Below are 15911 nucleotides of genomic sequence, written 5' to 3' on the forward strand. Positions count from 1 at the left end.
AAACTAAATCAGCAAATGTTGTTATATCATGTCTGACCAGTTTTGGTAAGTTAAGCTAATTGGATTGCGTGCCTCGCTCTTTGAGCTGCTTTTTGTTTTCTTCTAACTGTGCTACCTGTTTTTCGAGGATGCTGATTTGGCTCTTATAGTAAGCGTTAATACGCTCACTTTGTTTGCTGATAGCATCATCAATAGACGTTGCGCCTAACCTATTTGCGGCATCTTGCGTCATATTATTGAGTTTATCGATGCGCTCACTTTGTTGTTTTTGTAGTTCTTTAATTTCTAGCTGAAGGCGCTCTATTTCACGATCGGCTTTTTGAATTTTTAAATAATCTTCAACACTTAAGTCGGCAGGCTTTTGTGGTTTTTGCGGTTGCTCTGTAGCTGGTGTTTGGCTAGTTGCTGGTGGCGGTGCAATTTTCACGATTACTGCATCTTTTCCACAAGGCTGCTCCGTAAAAGTGGCAACCCCGTCAATCATGCACTTATAAATAGTGGCTTGACTGTTGGCGCAGGCAAGTAGGGCAAGAGTAAAAAATGCAAAACGAAACATAGCATCACTTTGTGTAGCAAATAGATACTTAGCATGCATGAAATATAATGAAGTGTGCAAGTTTTCGGGCATAAAAAAACCGCTTAAAAGCGGTTTTTAATAATAAAATGGTGGAGAAGGAGGGATTCGAACCCTCGATAGAGCTACAAACCCTATACTCCCTTAGCAGGGGAGCGCCTTCGGCCACTCGGCCACCTCTCCAGCGCATAATTCTGATTGTAATTTGCTGAAATTAATCAACAAATAAAAATAAGTGGTGGAGAGATAGGGATTTGAACCCTAGAGGGGCTACAAACCCCTGCCGGTTTTCAAGACCGGTGCATTCGACCACTCTGCCATCTCTCCACATCGTGATGCGAGAATAATACTTAGCTGAATCGGCTGTGTAAATAGGAAAAAGTTTGTTTGCTTGTTTTTTGAGCGTAAAGAGGGAGTTTTTTGTAAAAAGGTTTAATTAATTGCTGTTTTTAACTTAAAAGAAAGGGGTTGGAGCAGTAAACGGAGGAGCTAAAGAAGGATCTTCGTTAGTGGTTGGGTGTTTACTGCACCGATAAAGTAACCATGGTTGGGGATTACTTGTGTTGTACTGCGCCGCCAAGAGCTAACTTTTTGCCGTAGCGATTTAGTTTTGCCAACATTTTTGCTTTGCGGTTTGTTGGTTTTACGGCAACATGAGTTGCAGCGTTTTGGTTTAATGTATTAATTGGGTTCATTACTTTGCTCCGGGTTGTGTTTGGTTGAAAACGTGAGTATTTTGCAATCAAACTGAACAAAAATAAAACGATAAAAATTGAGTCTGTCGGATAACTTTTTCTAATCCAAAAACCTTTTATTAACATGGGGTTAAGTTTTTACCTTAGTGGTATCTTGCATTCTTATGCAGTTTGTTTGACGCTGAAGTTTAGGTAAATAAAGGTTTTTAGTTTTTATTCTTTTTATTTATGCGTTTTTAGAGTGAGAAAGTGACTAAATATTCAGATTAATATAATTTGAACGAGTGTGGTGTTTTTACCATGCAAGAAAAGAAGTAACCGTTGATGTTGATAATAATAAAGCCAAGTGACAAAAAAAATCATAAAAACAGTGTTGATTGGCTACTAAAAGAATGTAAAAAAAGACAGATTGAGCCTGAACTGTATTTAACCACAGGCAAGTTTGAGAATGATTGCGCTGATATAGCGCTTTTGGCTAAGAACCAGACTCAAGTTGTGGTGATTGGTGGTGATGGGACGCTGCATTTAGCTGTTAATGCATTAATGATGAGTCGTTGTTCTATCGCGTTAATTCCGGCAGGCACAGGAAATGATTTTGCTCGCGGCTTTGCGTGTAAACAACAGGCTTGGTATGACGCTGTTTTTAATAGCCGTACTGAGTTAATCGATGTTGGACAAATCAATCAGCGCTATTTTATTAATGTGGCGGGAATAGGTTTTGACGCTGAAGTCGTGACTCAACTAAATAAAGCCGGAAGTTTTAGCTCGTTTGGCTACACTTGGCAGGGCATCAAGCAGCTATTTTCATTTAAGGCACAGTCACTTCAGGGTGAGTTTAATGGTAAAGCACTCGGCTACAGTAATTTAGCGACGATTTTTGCTAATCATCATTACTTTGGTGGTGGCTTAAAGATTGCCCCTCGGGCAAAGTTAAATGATGGTCAGCTTGATTGCTACTGTATGCCAGCTGGCGGTTTGTTGAAAAACCTGATCAGCTTTTTGTATTTACTGCTCGTAAAGCATCATGGTTTGCAAGCGCTAGAATATGCCCGGTTAACTACTGCTGAGGTCACCACGAAAGGGTTGGCTATAGAAGCCGATGGTGAGCTTGTTGGTTTTACTCCGGCTAAAGTTAAGATTCACAAACAAGCACTTCGTTTTCATGTGCCATAAAAAAGCGCCGGCAAAATTTGCCAGCGCTTGGTGTTAGAGGCGACATAGTCACTTCTAACTGGGGACGGAGCTTTTTTGCTGCAAGTTACGCGCAGCAAAAAATGCTTTAATTTGTCGAGTAGGAGTCAGCACGATAGCATTACCGAATAACACTAGGCTAAAACCCATAAAGGTATTCGCTTGCCATTCAAATCCTTCAAATAAAGTACTTAACACCACTGCAACCAGTGGGAATAATACGATTACATAGCTTGCTCGCTCAGGGCCGATGTTTTTAAGTAGCGCGAAGTAACAAGCAAATGCGATTACGGTGCCAAACACTGCTAAGTAGAAAAGCGACACCCAATAGCTACTCGGGGCGTTCAACGTGAGCTCAACATCACTTACTAAAACATAAGCTGCTAGACCTAAAGCGCTGTATAACATACCCCAGGCATTGCCTTGAAGTACGCCAATGTTACGTTGTGAATTTCGAACACTGACCATATTCCCCAATGAAGCCACAAAGGTTCCAGATAGCGCAAGTAGTAACCCGACCAACGCACCATTACTCAAGTCGAATTGCTGAATTTGTGGCCAAAACAAGCTGGCAATACCCATTACGCCGAGTAGAGCGCCAAAGTAAATTCGTTTCGCAATTGGCTTTGCGAAGAACAAGCGGGTATTAATAATGTTCATCAATAGCAACATAGAAAACGCAATTGAGGCCATTGCTGAGGTGAGATAGTTCTGCGCCCAATACAGCACTAAGTAATTTAAACCAAAGTTAAATAAGGCTAATAAAGCAAAAAATCCGTGATCACGCAGTGAATAATGCATAGGCAGCTTTTTCATGAGCACAAAGGCCCACATTAAAATAGCTGCAATGGCAAAGCGGTAAAATAAAGAGACCTCAACAGCAACATCACCTAGTTGAAACTCAATAGCTAGCCAAGTCGATCCCCAGATCAGTACTGTAGCAAGGTAGAGAGCGGCGCTTTTCATAGTTAGTACCCAAAAATTGAAAGTATGTTCATTTTAATCCTCTTCTGTATACTTAACATATACAGAAAACTAGAAATGCAACCTATACAGTTTGGTGGGCTATGTCACAAGTTATCAGTCGTAGTAACAGTGAGTTCTTATATCAACAAGTTATTCAGCTAGTTAGAGATCTTTGCTTGCAAGGCTCGTTATTACCGGGTGAAAAGTTACCTTCGCTCAGAAAAATGGCAGACAAGCTCAACATCAGTATTCCTACTGTAAAGCAAGCGTATCAATTACTTGAAGGGCAAGGATTGATTGAAGCAAGAGAAAAGTCAGGGTATTTTTTAAAGTCTTCACAGTTAAATCAGTCACGACCAAAGCGAGTTAGGCTCAGTCGAGAGCCGACCACAGTCAATAAGCAAGGCTTGATTGAGCAAGTCTACAGCGCTATCCATAAAGCTAATGTGGTGCCATTTGGTATCGCCAACCCTGTAGCCGCTGCACCGACAGATAAAGCACTGGCACGAACAATGCGCCGAGTAATGACATTAGCGGGCGCATCGGCAATTAATTACGGCCCGATGGATGGCTTTGCACCACTTAAAAAACAACTCATTCATCGCTATCTGGACTTTGGCATTGGGGTTGATAGCGATGAATTAGTGATCACCAATGGTGCTCAAGAAGCGTTGGCGATTGCCCTTAAGTGTGTCGCTAAACCCGGTGATGTTATTGCTATCGAGTCGCCTTGTTATTTTGGCATTATCGAATTAATTGAAAGCTTAGGCTTAAAGGCTCTGGAAATACCGCTGTGCCCCGATGAAGGAATATGGCTAGATGATTTGGCTCAAGCACTCGATGAGCATGATATAAAAGCCTGTGTGTTTTCAACCTCATTAAATAACCCAGTTGGCAGTTTTATGCCTGATGCCAAGCGTGAGCAATTAGTGGCACTTTTAGAGCAGCGTGACGTGGTGCTTATTGAGGATGATGTTTATGGCGACTTACATTTTACAGCTAAGCGCGCCACTCCTGCACAAGCTTATTCAAAAAAGGGCTTAGTGATCACCTGCGCGTCGTTTTCAAAAACAGCCGCACCTAGCTACCGCATTGGTTGGATCATTGCCGGTAAGTTTGCAGAACAAGCAAGGCGACACAAACGCGCGCTTAGTTGCTCCGCGCCACTTATAAACCAGTGGACCTTGTATGAGTTTATAGCTAGCGGTGAGTACGACCGTAACATTCGTTTGCTTAGACAGCGCTTAAGTACCAACAAAGAGCGTATGATTTGGTGCCTGCAGCAATATATGCCAAGTTGTGCGCGTATTAGTAATCCGCAGGGTGGCTGTGTTATCTGGGTTGACCTTGGTATCCAATATGATGCGGTAAAGTTATTCCATTTGGCACTTGAGGCGGGGATCAGTATTACTCCGGGGTTGATATTCTCAGCGGGTAAAAAGTACCGTAGCTGTTTTCGTTTAAGTTATGGCTTGCCTTGGTCTGAGAATTTAGAGCAGGCGATTAAAACGTTATCGCAGCTGACTGTGCTGGCCAAAAAATAAAAAAGCGCAGAGCAAGCTCTGCGCGAAAGGACCAAGTGTTTTGGTTCAGGGATGTTAATTCATTACTCTGCGTTCTGTTTAAAAGTAAATAGTTGATACTCTTTTAGCTCTGGTACTAGAACTACTAGCTCTTGCTCTTTATGAGCGATATCAGCAAAGCTGCCGCATAATGCATCTGCACGCTCTTCAAGTTGAGCTGCCTGTGTTTCTACACGAGCTTCGATTTGTGCGCCCATGTTTTCCATACGTTGCTCAAACTCATCCATGTCGCCACCTGAACCTAAAAGCTCAGAGCCTAGCGCCACTAAAATACTGCCCATCGATTGCATCATGGCTGACTCGACAGCCGATTCGATTTGCTCATCGAATTGGTCTTCAAAGTTTTGGCCAAATTTTTCGAAATTTTGCTGACCCATGGTGAACGCACCTTGCTGATAGAAAGCGTTTTGTACTTCTACGCTGATATCGTCCATTAATTCTGAAATGTCGCTTAGGCCATCAATATTGAAAGCATTTGAGACTTCTTCGATGGCTACACCAGCTATTTTTACACCATCAAGTGCGATATTTGCTACTTCAGGAAGTTGGCTGCGTAAGCTGTCTGAGTAATCTGCAATTGCTTGCTGTTGTGAAGCATCAAGCGACACGCTTTGACCATCGATATATAAAGTGTGTTGATCGATGATTTTCATAGTGCGATTATCGGCTGTGTATACTTCTAACTCGCTTGGTGTAATGCGTACATCATTTATAAATTCAACATCACACTGCTCACCGCTGAATGAAATATTTGTATCATTATCGTTATGAGCCATTGCGCCGGTAGCGATAAATAAAGAACTTACTAACAATAACTTTTTCATTTTTTTCTTTCCTGTTTGAAATGACACAAATACATAATCAAATTGAATGCCAAAATTTATAAATTCAATTAATTCAAAATCTTGCTGTGTTTTGAGGCTTTTTCAAAAATTGCGGGGAATAACTTTTTAACCATTTTTTAGTCAAATTAACTAAAAAATACACATGCATAAATGACTTTTATCGAAACGATAAAAAACTCTCACTTTTCAGAAATCAAATTTAGCGCTATTTATTCACAATATTGACATATGACCTATTTAGCATGGGTGTATGGCTTTATTTTGGTGGTTTTTTAGATACTAAATTACTACTGAGCTTTTTAATCTTTGCCAATTCATCGAGCAAATTTTAATCTCAAGAATTGGTCTCAAACACTTTATGGAGTGGGTTGTGGGTAAGACATTTAGTTATGACGCGCTAGATGACGATTTTGTTGAAGACGAGTACGAAATGGTCGGGCGTAATCAACACGACAAGAAAAAGCAACGCGTAAAGAAGAAGTTGGAAGACTATCTTGAACAAAAACGCTTGCGCAGAAACTTAGGCGATGACGACTTTGACGAGTACTTGAACGACTAAGCATAAATTTAGATAAAGAGGCAATTTGCCTCTTTATTGCTTTTAGGCTTTGTTATTTGTCCAGTGCAGCTGCGATGTCTGACTCGAGCTGTTCAGGCTTTGTCAGTGGCGCATATCGCTTAATGGCCTTGCCATCTTTACCAATTAAAAATTTGGTGAAATTCCATTTTATTTTGCGGGTAATAAACCCCGGTAATTCTGATTTTAGGTATCTAAAAACAGGGTGAGCATGTTCGCCATTCACATCGACTTTGCTCATCATTAAAAAGCTAACGCCGTAGTTAATTAGGCAGCCTTCTTTAATTTCTTTTGCATCACCTGGTTCTTGTTTGCCAAACTGGTTACATGGAAAACCAATTATGACTAAGCCTTGCTCATGATACTTTTCATGCAGTGCTTGTAAGCCTTCATATTGTGGAGTGAAACCGCATTTACTTGCGGTATTTACAACAAGCACAACCTTGTTTTCAAAATCAGAAAAGTCAACGGTTTGGCCTTGTAGGCTGGTGGCAGAAAGTTGGTGAAATTCGCTCATAATGATAACTTTTTATTATTGTTGCATTGATTCTAACTTGCTTGGCATCTTTCTAAAAGGGTAAATTTTAATCAGCGGTTTTTCTTACTTGGCGTTAAGCATCGCAGCTAACTTAAAATTATAAACAATCCCATCCCTGCCAGTGTTGTGTAGTATATGTTATGTGTTTTATAGGCCACGATAACAGACACAACAGCAGCACTTAGGTAAGGGTTTTGCCAATCTAGATTTATCCCTTCGTCATTAATAAACACAATGGGCACCCAAATTGCGGTGAGTACTGCAGGGGCGCTAAAACTTAAGAATTGCTGCATTTTCGGGCCGACTTTAAACGGTAATGCGCGGTGTAAAAATAAGTAACGTGTGAAGAAGGTGATACACGCCATTAATAAAATGGTGGTCATCATTGTGTATGCTCCTCTTTTGCTTGCCAGCGACTAATTAGATAACCAACCGTCATAGCGATAAGAGCCGCGGTGACAAGCCAAAGTTGAAAGCCCTGACTTTTTAATAGTGTTGCAACAACGCCTGCGGTGATCACTGTAGCCAGTGTTGCAAGGTTCTTTACACCCGGAATAACTAAAGCAATAAACGTGGCAGCGATGGCAAAATCAAGGCCAAGATTTGTTAAATCGGGAAGGAGACTTCCTGCGACAATACCTAGCAAGGTCCAGATATTCCAAGCAATATAAAAACTAAAACCGGCACTGAGTGCATAAATAAGGCGCACTTTTGTGCGGTACGCTTTGCGATGGTGCGAAAAAGCAAATAACTCATCCGTCAGTACAAAACTCACTGGTAGTCGCCAACGAAAGGGTTGATCTATGACTTTGTGGCGAATAGCTAAACCATATAAAAAGTGCCGTGAGCTAATAATGAGAGTGGTAAATAAGATAGTTAAAAGCGGGGTATTGCCGGCCATTAATTCAATCGCAACGAGTTGTGCTGATCCTGCAAATACCAACAACGACATAGCTTGTGTTTCTAAAGCACTGAAGCCATTTTGAACGGCTAACGAGCCACATAAAATCCCCCAAGGTAACACCGCAAGACATAAGGGGAGCATGTCGAAAAACCCTTTTAGCAAGGCTCTTATTGTTGATTTATGCATCTTATCGCTCATGTTTGTTGTTATGGCTCAGATCAAAACAGCTGAAATAGAGGTGTGTCAAAATAACTGAAGTTTGCAATAATGTATAGCCGAACCCATTGCTGAAATTTCATATCTGCAAGTTATAAGCGTCTTTAAAGGGAAAGTTACAATGTCTAAAGTTAAAGTATGGGATGGCTTTATAAGAAGCTTCCATTGGTTATTAGTTGCGGCCATCGCAACCCTCTATTTTAGTGCTGAAGAAGGTATGTTGGAGCTGCACTTTGCTGCAGGCTACTTCACTCTAGCGCTTATTATTACACGTCTTGTTTGGGGCCTTATTGGTAGTAAAACGGCAAAGCTGTCTGCGCTTATTCACTCACCTGTTGCTGCAATTAAGTCATTTACAAGCAATGAACATAAGGCGGGTCACGGCGCGGCGGGTAGTTATATGGTGATAGCCTTTTTTGCGTTACTCATTGTGCAGCTAACCTCTGGCTTAATGACTAGTGACGATATATTAACGGATGGTCCACTCGTCGAGCATGTATCCTCAGATACCGTAGAGTTTGCCGGTTGGTTACATCATTTAAACTTTGATATTTTGTTGTATGCCATTGTGTTGCATGTAATAGCGATTGTGATTTACCGCATTAAAGGAAAAAACTTAGTGAAACCTATGCTTACGGGTAATAGTGAGCAAGTTGCGGTTACTGAGCCTGTCACTAAATCACCGTTGATAGCTTTTGTTATTTTTGCAGTGTGCTTAGTGGTGCTATTTACGACTTGGGGTGCAGAGCCGCTCAGCTATTTGCTTGGGTAGCAACTTCAAAACATGAAAAAAAGGCGCTAATAAGCGCCTTTTTAGTTTAAATCATAACTTGACTAGTCTTTGAAAGACTTATGGCAATCTTTACAGCCTTTAGCCCAAGCGCCAAATGCTTTGCCGATTACTTTCTTATCGCCACTTTGTGCTGCTACTGCTAGCTCATCAGCATATTGTTGGAAAGCAACTGCTTTTTTCATAAAGGTTTCGTTGTCGCTCCATACAGCTGCAAGTGCAGATGTATCACCCTTGTCAGAACCCGCTACGAAAGCTTCCCAAGGCATTTTAGATAATGCCGCTGCATTGTCGGCACGCTTTTGAAAACGTTCTGCATCAAAAGGTACTTTTCCTTTTAGCATATCGCCCATGTCACCAATTTGTACGCGGATCATTGAAAATGCTGCTTGACGATACTCGATTGCATCGCTTGGCTCTTCAAATACAGAATTTGCTGAAGCGCCTAGTGCCATTGTTGAAAGCATTGCACCCACTACTAATTGTTTTAATTTCATTCCTTTTGCCCCTTAAGATGTCATAAAAGTAAACTAACTGAGTTTTATCTTAGCTCAATATAATATTCAAGTGTATCGCGGTTAATCTTAACTTAAGTTTAATTTAATCATTTATATCAATATCAGCGAAGATCATGCCGCGGCGCATGCTTCTTGTTGCTAAGAAAACCTCGCATAGTAAAGATAAAAATCCACATATCAAAAGCGCCATAGCAGCCACAAAGCAGCTAGCAATTGTCACGCTCAAGTTGATAGATTGAATATGCGATAAAAATAGACACATAACCACAGCACATACTAATAAGGCACTGAGTACACTTAGACTAAATGCAATATGGATGCAGCGAGAGCGTTTCAACAGTGCCCTTAGCTCCGTTGTTAATGACTTATTGAAGTCTTCATCCGTACTGACTTTAAGTTTACGTTCTAACTGTCTCGCTCGATCGGTAATACGCGCTAAGCGGTTTGAAAGCACGCCTAACGTTGCAGCAATACCGGTAATTAAAAAGACGGGTGCAACAGCCGTTTGAATCACCTTTGCCATGGTAAGAATGTTGATTACTTCTGAATTCATTTTCAATACTCTATTTACTAAAACTCAACACACTGTTCATTTACAAATATTTACAACTCTAGCTTGCATCTTTAAATCATTTTAAAACAATATGTTACTTAAACTCAGTGTTCTTTGTTTTAGCTGAATGTAATTCTTATGTAACAGAAATGTTGTTCTTGCTAGGGTTTCCGTTTTATATTGGTTCTGAAACTTTGTTTCAATCACTATTTAGACGATAACATAACATATCCCAGGGGAACCCATGTCTAAAAATCTAATAAAAAGAACTGCAGTTGCTTTGGCTGTAACCAGTGCAATGTGCGCTAGTGCACAAGCCAATGACTTTTCTAAATATAATCTTGCCGGCAAAAAATTAATCCAATCGAGCGCGGTAACTAAAAAAGAACAAAAAGCTCATCGCGAAGCTACAAGCTGGTTAATTAAGTTAAATGCTCCAGCATCAGTTAATGCTAAAACAATGGGCGCGGATGTAGCGTCAATTCAAGCGCAAGCAAAAGTAGCGCAAGCAAGCGTAGAGCAAGCAATCAATAGTATGGACTTGCCTGTACAAGTTGTCGCTAAAACATCAACACTAGTAAGCTCAATCGTAGTCAATGGTAATAAGCAAGATGTTGCTAAGTTACTATCGAACTCTCAAGTTGAGGGCATTTACCCAGTATACGATTATGAATTGCATGTTGCTGACAGCGCTGACTATATTGAAGCAACTCCTTTGGTATCTAATGGTTTAGCAACAGGTGAAGGTGTTCGCGTTGCTGTGCTTGATACAGGTATTGACTACACTCATACCGCTTTTGGTGGTGCGGGGACTGATGAAGCCTATGCGGCAGCTATTGCTGATCCTGCGTCAGTTGATTGGCCACAAGGTAAAGTATTAGGTGGTTATGATTACATTAACGATGATGCCGATCCTATTGATGTAGATACAAACCACGGTACACACGTTTCTCACTCTGTTAACGGTATTGCACCAAACGTAGATTTATTTGTTTACTCTGTATGTAATAGTGGCTGTCCAGGCCTTGCACAACTTTTAGCTCTTGAAAGTGCAATGGATCCGAATGGTGACGGTGATATGAGCGACCGTGTTGATGTTGTAAATATGTCACTTGGTGGCGATTACGGTGATATTGCAAACGATGCAGTTGGCCTATTCATCAACCAAGCAGTTAAACTTGGTACAAACGTTGTTATCTCTGCTGGTAATGATGGTGCTTATCCATTCATCGTAGGTGGCCCAAGTACAACTGAAAACGCTCTTTCAGTGGGTGCGATGACTCACCCTACCGGTGAAGAATCAGTTGGTAGTGGTACAGTTAATGGTGAAGAAGCTGTTGTGCAGCCAGCCAGCTTTGGTCCACAGATGGCATTTAGCTACACTAATGAAAACTTGGAACTTGTGTACCCAGATGCAAATCAAACGGCTTGTGAAGCGTTTGCTGACGACGTAGATTTTACAGGTAAAGGCGTTATCATAGACCGTGGTGCATGTGCATTTACAGTTAAAGTATTAGCAGCACAAGCTAAAGGCGCAAAGTTTGTTATTATTGCAAACAATAATGACGATGGCACGCCAGCACCTATGGGCGGTTCAGATCCAACTGTTACTATCCCTTCTGTAGGCGTAACGTTTGCAGCTGGTACAGCTCTAAAAGCGGGCGGTACGTTTAACCTAACAGTTGAGCGTCTTGTTATGTCTGGCGCGATTGCTGATTTCACATCGCGTGGTCCTTCAATGGGCGGGCTGTTAAAACCAGAGATTACAGCACCAGGTGTAAACATCATGACTGCTCATCCTGGTCTTGGTGATGGTCTTACTGGCGCAACAGGTACTTCATTCTCGGGTCCTATTACTGCTGGTGCGGTGAGCTTATTAAAAGAAGCGCTGCCAGAGCGTAACGCGTTTGAAATTAAAGCGACATTAATGAACACGGCAAACCTAAATGTAACTATGGAGCCGTTAGCGATTAACCCAGACGCTGAGCTTGCACCAATTAGTTATATCGGTGCGGGTCTTGTTGATGTAAACAAAGCGGCTAACTTACCGGTTGCTGCTTGGGCTGCAGATACCAAACAAGCTGCGCTTTCGTTTGGTTTAGTAAACGCATCAGAAACAGTTGAGCTTACTAAAACAGTTCAAGTTAAGAACTTCTCTAACGAAGACCAAGTGTACACACTTTCTCTTGAACAACGTTATGCAGACGATGTTGAGCGTGGTTCATTCTCACTTGACTACCCAGAGTCAATTACAGTGCCAGCAGGTCAAACAATGTCATTTGACGTGACAGCAACAATTGATCCTGCAACTCTACCTGAGTGGACTTTAACTGAGGAAAATATTGGTTCTCAAGATGCTACGGCTGACTTAACTAACCTAGAGCTTGATGGTGCGCTAATCTTCTCTGATGGCAGCGATGAAGCATTCCACCTTGTTTATCACGTATTACCAAAAGCAAATGCGGCAATGAGCTTCATGCCAGTTGTGACTGATAACGGCGTTGCACATGAAGTAACAAACACAGGTGCGGTAGCACTTGATCCTGTATTTGCTCCTACAGTAATGACTGATGATATTGATGAAGACCAACGTTTTGACTTAGTAGGCGCATCAATCGAAACATTTGCTGTATCAGCTGAAATTTGTGAAAGCGGTTATGTAACACTTACTACATTAGTGCTAAACGAGGGAATTACTCACTCTTACGTGGGTGGTTTCATGGCTGACTTCGATATGGACCAAGATGGTGTTTACGATGTTACAGTACAAAATGGTAAGTTAGAGTGGTTCTACGATGTTGAGCCGGGCACTGCAATTACCTTTACTCACGGCTATGGTAGTGCTTCTGGTTTCTTAGATAATTATTACCAAATTATCGGTAACAACCACCTCACAATGCAAAGCTGTATTGAAGCATTTGGCCTAACAGCCGATGACATTGGTCGAGCAACTGTAGATGTTCGTTTCCGTACAGAAGAAGAAACATGGACACCAATTGCAACTGAAGAAGGTGATGTTGCAATGGGTACTTACACATTCACAGATGCATCAAGTGATGTATATGCAATGTTTGTAGATGAAGCTGGTGAAGCTGTTAGCTCAATTGAACCAGGTGCTTCAGCTACTTTATACAATGCAGGTGAAGACTTCATGATTCTTTCAGACTCGGGTTCTAAAGCGTATGCTGCAACACCTGAATCAGACTCGAATACTCCACCAGTTATTGTTGATACTGAGTTCTCTGTTGATGAAAACACTGAAAATGGTACGGTAATTGGTACGCTAGAAGCAACTTATGGTGCTGATTTAGCAAGCCCTGTTACAGAGTTCATTGTAATTAGCTCAAGTTCAACAGCTATTTCAGTAACATCTTCAGGTGATGTTGTAGTTATGAATCAAGACGTACTTGATTATGACGCTGGTTTAACATCAATTGAACTAGAAGTTGTTGCAACTGACAGATCAGGTAATGTTTCAGAGTCTGCTATGGTAACTGTTACAGTTAACAACCTAGCTGATGAAGCGTCTGAGCAACCAGTTGTAGTTGAAGAACCAGAGAAGAAAAAATCTTCTTCAGGTTCACTAGCATGGTTAACATTACTTGCTACACCGTTCGCATTTATGCGTCGTCGTAAGCAAAAGTAATTACTTGATAAGTAAGTGATAAAAGGGAGCTTCGGCTCCCTTTTTACATTGCTTCACAAAGGCTACTTATATATTGCAGTTTTTTTACTTATATTGGAGACAGAATAATAAAACGAAAACAGGAATCCCATGAAAGTTGGCCATTCACTTTGCCTAGCGGCACTCTCTTTAGCTGTTCTATCAGCGTGTAATAAAGTCCCAGATAATAAAGAAAAAGCTGTTATCACAGAGCAAGTTCAGATTGCAGCACCCGTCGCCAAAAAAATACCTCATGAAATGACCATTCATGGAGACACTCGTGTCGATAACTACTATTGGATGCGTGATGATAAGCGCAAAGATGCCGCTGTTATTGCTCATTTGAATGCTGAAAATGCGTATGTTGAAAGTAAGTTAGCGCATACTCAAACGCTACAAAACACCCTGTTCGAAGAACTTAAAGGGCGTATTGAGAAGGATGATGATACGGTACCGACAAAAAAAGGGGAATATTACTATTTCTCACAAACGCGCGGTGATGACGAATATCCGGTTTATGTGCGCAGCAAAGATAGCCAAGGAGAAGGTAAGCAGGTTATCTTAAATGTGAATGAGCTTGCTAAAAATCATGATTATTTTGCCGTAACAGGTTTAGCTGTCAGCCCAAATGGCAATTTGCTGGCTTATGGTGAAGACACTGTGAGTCGTCGTATTTACACAATTAAAGTAAAAGATTTAACCACAGGTAAAATGCTCACAGAAAGCCTTGAAGGTACAGAAGGTGATGTCGTGTGGGCTAATGACAACAAAACCTTTTACTACATCAAAAAAGACCTACAAACGCTGTTAGGCTACCAAGTATATCGCCATACGCTAGGCACCCCGCAAGCCGACGACGAACTCGTTTACGAAGAGAAAAATACCAGTTATTACACCGGTATTTACAAGAGTAAAGACCAACAAGAAATCTATATTAGCCATGGCAGCACCAGTGCATCGGGCGTCTCGGTTATTGATGCAAATGATGTCAAAGCAATGCCAAAACGTTTTATTGAACGCGAAGCAGGGCTTGAATATGACATCAAAAAGTTAGGCGATTGGTATTACATCGTTACCAATTTAAATGCAGTTAACTTTCAACTGATGAAAGTGCATCGCGATAAAGCGCATGATAAAGCAAATTGGCAAACGCTAATTGCTGGTCGTGATAACGTAAAGCTTGAAGGCATTGAGTTATTTAACAATCATTTAGTATACGAAGAGCGAGAAATAGGGCAAACCCGTATCACTATTCGTGACCTTCGTAACCAACAAGAGCAAGTCGTTGCGTTTAATGACCCAACCTATATGGTCTTTAGTTATGGTAATGGTGAGTTAGATAACCCTAACTTACGTGTTTACTATTCAAGTATGACGACGCCAGGCAGCAGCTACGATATCAACCTAGAAAGTGGTGAAAAAAACCTGCTTAAACAGCGTAAAGTGTTAGGTGATTTTAATCCTGACAATTATGCCTCTGAGCGAGTTTACGTGACCACCCGAGATGGTGTCGATGTTCCTGTGAGCCTTGTTTATCGTAAAGACATGTTCAAAAAAGACGGCTCTAATCCGCTTATGCAATATGGTTATGGTTCGTATGGTGCGACCATGGATCCGAGCTTTTCTAGCTCTCGATTAAGCTTACTTGATCGTGGTTTTGTGTTTGCGATTGCGCATATACGTGGCTCACAAATGCTGGGTCGTCCTTGGTACGAAGACGGCAAGTTGCTGAAAAAACAAAACAGCTTTAATGACTTTGTTGATGTGACTAAATCATTAGCAGCTCAAAAGTATGGTGATAAGGATAATATTTTTGCCATGGGTGGCAGTGCAGGTGGCTTACTAATGGGGGCTGTTGTGAATCAAGCGCCTGAACTTTATAAAGGGGTGATTGCAGCAGTGCCTTTTGTTGATGTAGTCACGACCATGTTAGATGCCAGCTTACCACTGACAACGAATGAGTATGACGAGTGGGGCAACCCGAACGATAAAGTCTATTACGATTACATGCTGTCATATTCGCCGTATGACCAAGTTAAGAAGCAGGCTTACCCAAATATGTTAGTCACCACCGGCTTACACGACTCTCAAGTTCAGTATTTTGAGCCTGCAAAATGGGTTGCCAAGCTACGTGAATATAAAACCGATGATAACCTGTTGCTGTTCAAAACCGACATGGAAGCAGGGCACGGCGGCGCTTCTGGGCGCTTTAAAAGCTTGCAAGATACCGCTTTATATTACGCCTTTATGCTCGATTTAGCGGGTATCGAAAAATAATAACAACACAGGCATCCGTG

The 15911-nt window shown here is 41.3% G+C and carries 15 protein-coding genes and 2 tRNA genes; 6 read left to right on the plus strand and 11 right to left on the minus strand.

Annotated features, from left to right (window positions below; all coding sequences use genetic code 11):
• Positions 1-55: 55 nt before the first annotated feature.
• From VRK28_RS02075 to VRK28_RS02090, 4 genes are all read right to left on the minus strand, one after another.
• Positions 56-556 (minus strand): DUF4124 domain-containing protein, encoded by a 501-nt coding sequence (locus VRK28_RS02075; protein ID WP_269408423.1) that lies wholly within the window; start codon positions 554-556, stop codon positions 56-58.
• Between the two features lie 108 nt (positions 557-664).
• Positions 665-757 (minus strand) — tRNA-Ser (locus tag VRK28_RS02080).
• 53 nt (positions 758-810) lie between these two features.
• Positions 811-901: transfer RNA gene (locus VRK28_RS02085), tRNA-Ser, on the minus strand.
• Between the two features lie 227 nt (positions 902-1128).
• Positions 1129-1269, minus strand: coding sequence for a hypothetical protein (locus VRK28_RS02090; protein ID WP_166341396.1), 141 nt, complete (start codon positions 1267-1269; stop codon positions 1129-1131).
• A 324-nt stretch (positions 1270-1593) separates the two neighbouring features.
• On the opposite strand from VRK28_RS02090, the gene VRK28_RS02095 reads away from it, so the two are divergent.
• On the plus strand, positions 1594-2442 hold the full coding sequence (locus VRK28_RS02095; RefSeq protein WP_063527472.1) for a diacylglycerol/lipid kinase family protein: 849 nt from the start codon (positions 1594-1596) through the stop codon (positions 2440-2442).
• Positions 2443-2496: 54 nt separating this feature from the next.
• Here VRK28_RS02095 and VRK28_RS02100 read toward each other — a convergent pair whose 3' ends face one another.
• Positions 2497-3426 carry a DMT family transporter gene (locus VRK28_RS02100; RefSeq protein ID WP_054563712.1) on the minus strand — a complete coding sequence of 310 codons (930 nt, stop codon included), beginning with the start codon at positions 3424-3426 and terminating at the stop codon, positions 2497-2499.
• A gap of 101 nt (positions 3427-3527) precedes the next feature.
• Between VRK28_RS02100 and VRK28_RS02105 the strand changes: the two genes are divergently transcribed.
• Positions 3528-4970: an aminotransferase-like domain-containing protein gene (locus VRK28_RS02105; protein WP_332393186.1), complete on the plus strand. Its 1443-nt coding sequence runs from the start codon at positions 3528-3530 to the stop codon at positions 4968-4970.
• Positions 4971-5032: 62 nt separating this feature from the next.
• Here the strand turns inward: VRK28_RS02105 and VRK28_RS02110 are convergent, their stop codons facing one another.
• Positions 5033-5833, minus strand: coding sequence for a YggN family protein (locus VRK28_RS02110; protein WP_054563710.1), 801 nt, complete (start codon positions 5831-5833; stop codon positions 5033-5035).
• 391 nt (positions 5834-6224) lie between these two features.
• Here VRK28_RS02110 and VRK28_RS02115 point away from each other — a divergent pair, with 391 nt between their 5' ends.
• Positions 6225-6413: a PA3496 family putative envelope integrity protein gene (locus VRK28_RS02115; RefSeq protein ID WP_082389337.1), complete on the plus strand. Its 189-nt coding sequence runs from the start codon at positions 6225-6227 to the stop codon at positions 6411-6413.
• 52 nt (positions 6414-6465) lie between these two features.
• Here the strand turns inward: VRK28_RS02115 and VRK28_RS02120 are convergent, their stop codons facing one another.
• The 3 genes from VRK28_RS02120 to VRK28_RS02130 all read right to left on the minus strand — a co-directional run bounded on the left by VRK28_RS02120 (position 6466) and on the right by VRK28_RS02130 (position 8059).
• Entirely contained in the window at positions 6466-6948 is a 483-nt protein-coding gene (locus VRK28_RS02120) for a glutathione peroxidase (RefSeq protein ID WP_130166497.1), read from the minus strand.
• A 107-nt stretch (positions 6949-7055) separates the two neighbouring features.
• Positions 7056-7355 (minus strand): AzlD domain-containing protein, encoded by a 300-nt coding sequence (locus VRK28_RS02125; RefSeq protein ID WP_058585371.1) that lies wholly within the window; start codon positions 7353-7355, stop codon positions 7056-7058.
• Complete coding sequence (locus VRK28_RS02130; RefSeq protein WP_062566285.1) at positions 7352-8059, minus strand: AzlC family ABC transporter permease; 708 nt, start codon at positions 8057-8059, stop codon at positions 7352-7354. The genes VRK28_RS02125 and VRK28_RS02130 overlap by 4 nt, the downstream gene beginning before the upstream one ends.
• Positions 8060-8210: 151 nt before the next feature.
• Here VRK28_RS02130 and VRK28_RS02135 point away from each other — a divergent pair, with 151 nt between their 5' ends.
• Positions 8211-8861, plus strand: coding sequence for a cytochrome b/b6 domain-containing protein (locus tag VRK28_RS02135; RefSeq protein ID WP_062566261.1), 651 nt, complete (start codon positions 8211-8213; stop codon positions 8859-8861).
• A 62-nt stretch (positions 8862-8923) separates the two neighbouring features.
• Here VRK28_RS02135 and VRK28_RS02140 read toward each other — a convergent pair whose 3' ends face one another.
• Positions 8924-9376 (minus strand): c-type cytochrome, encoded by a 453-nt coding sequence (locus tag VRK28_RS02140; protein ID WP_058585373.1) that lies wholly within the window; start codon positions 9374-9376, stop codon positions 8924-8926.
• Positions 9377-9479: 103 nt separating this feature from the next.
• Entirely contained in the window at positions 9480-9950 is a 471-nt protein-coding gene (locus VRK28_RS02145; protein ID WP_054554628.1) for a DUF2721 domain-containing protein, read from the minus strand.
• 244 nt (positions 9951-10194) lie between these two features.
• Here VRK28_RS02145 and VRK28_RS02150 point away from each other — a divergent pair, with 244 nt between their 5' ends.
• Both VRK28_RS02150 and VRK28_RS02155 read left to right on the plus strand, forming a co-directional pair.
• On the plus strand, positions 10195-13596 hold the full coding sequence (locus VRK28_RS02150) for a S8 family serine peptidase (protein ID WP_332393187.1): 3402 nt from the start codon (positions 10195-10197) through the stop codon (positions 13594-13596).
• A 129-nt stretch (positions 13597-13725) separates the two neighbouring features.
• On the plus strand, positions 13726-15891 hold the full coding sequence (locus VRK28_RS02155) for a S9 family peptidase (RefSeq protein WP_332393188.1): 2166 nt from the start codon (positions 13726-13728) through the stop codon (positions 15889-15891).
• Positions 15892-15911: the final 20 nt, after the last annotated feature.

It is taken from the genome of Pseudoalteromonas sp. P80D2 (genome assembly GCF_036680945.1).
Classification (GTDB): domain Bacteria; phylum Pseudomonadota; class Gammaproteobacteria; order Enterobacterales; family Alteromonadaceae; genus Pseudoalteromonas; species Pseudoalteromonas shioyasakiensis.

Bases quoted from the DNA above. Each gene is read 5' to 3' on its own strand.
- VRK28_RS02075 (WP_269408423.1), bottom strand. From the start codon at position 556: ATGTTTCGTTTTGCATTTTTTACTCTTGCCCTACTTGCCTGCGCCAAC.
- VRK28_RS02090 (WP_166341396.1), bottom strand. From the start codon at position 1,269: ATGAACCCAATTAATACATTAAACCAAAACGCTGCAACTCATGTTGCC.
- VRK28_RS02095 (WP_063527472.1), top strand. From the start codon at position 1,594: ATGTTGATAATAATAAAGCCAAGTGACAAAAAAAATCATAAAAACAGT.
- VRK28_RS02100 (WP_054563712.1), bottom strand. From the start codon at position 3,426: ATGAAAAGCGCCGCTCTCTACCTTGCTACAGTACTGATCTGGGGATCG.
- VRK28_RS02105 (WP_332393186.1), top strand. From the start codon at position 3,528: ATGTCACAAGTTATCAGTCGTAGTAACAGTGAGTTCTTATATCAACAA.
- VRK28_RS02110 (WP_054563710.1), bottom strand. From the start codon at position 5,833: ATGAAAAAGTTATTGTTAGTAAGTTCTTTATTTATCGCTACCGGCGCA.
- VRK28_RS02120 (WP_130166497.1), bottom strand. From the start codon at position 6,948: ATGAGCGAATTTCACCAACTTTCTGCCACCAGCCTACAAGGCCAAACC.
- VRK28_RS02125 (WP_058585371.1), bottom strand. From the start codon at position 7,355: ATGATGACCACCATTTTATTAATGGCGTGTATCACCTTCTTCACACGT.
- VRK28_RS02130 (WP_062566285.1), bottom strand. From the start codon at position 8,059: ATGCATAAATCAACAATAAGAGCCTTGCTAAAAGGGTTTTTCGACATG.
- VRK28_RS02135 (WP_062566261.1), top strand. From the start codon at position 8,211: ATGTCTAAAGTTAAAGTATGGGATGGCTTTATAAGAAGCTTCCATTGG.
- VRK28_RS02140 (WP_058585373.1), bottom strand. From the start codon at position 9,376: ATGAAATTAAAACAATTAGTAGTGGGTGCAATGCTTTCAACAATGGCA.
- VRK28_RS02145 (WP_054554628.1), bottom strand. From the start codon at position 9,950: ATGAATTCAGAAGTAATCAACATTCTTACCATGGCAAAGGTGATTCAA.
- VRK28_RS02150 (WP_332393187.1), top strand. From the start codon at position 10,195: ATGTCTAAAAATCTAATAAAAAGAACTGCAGTTGCTTTGGCTGTAACC.
- VRK28_RS02155 (WP_332393188.1), top strand. From the start codon at position 13,726: ATGAAAGTTGGCCATTCACTTTGCCTAGCGGCACTCTCTTTAGCTGTT.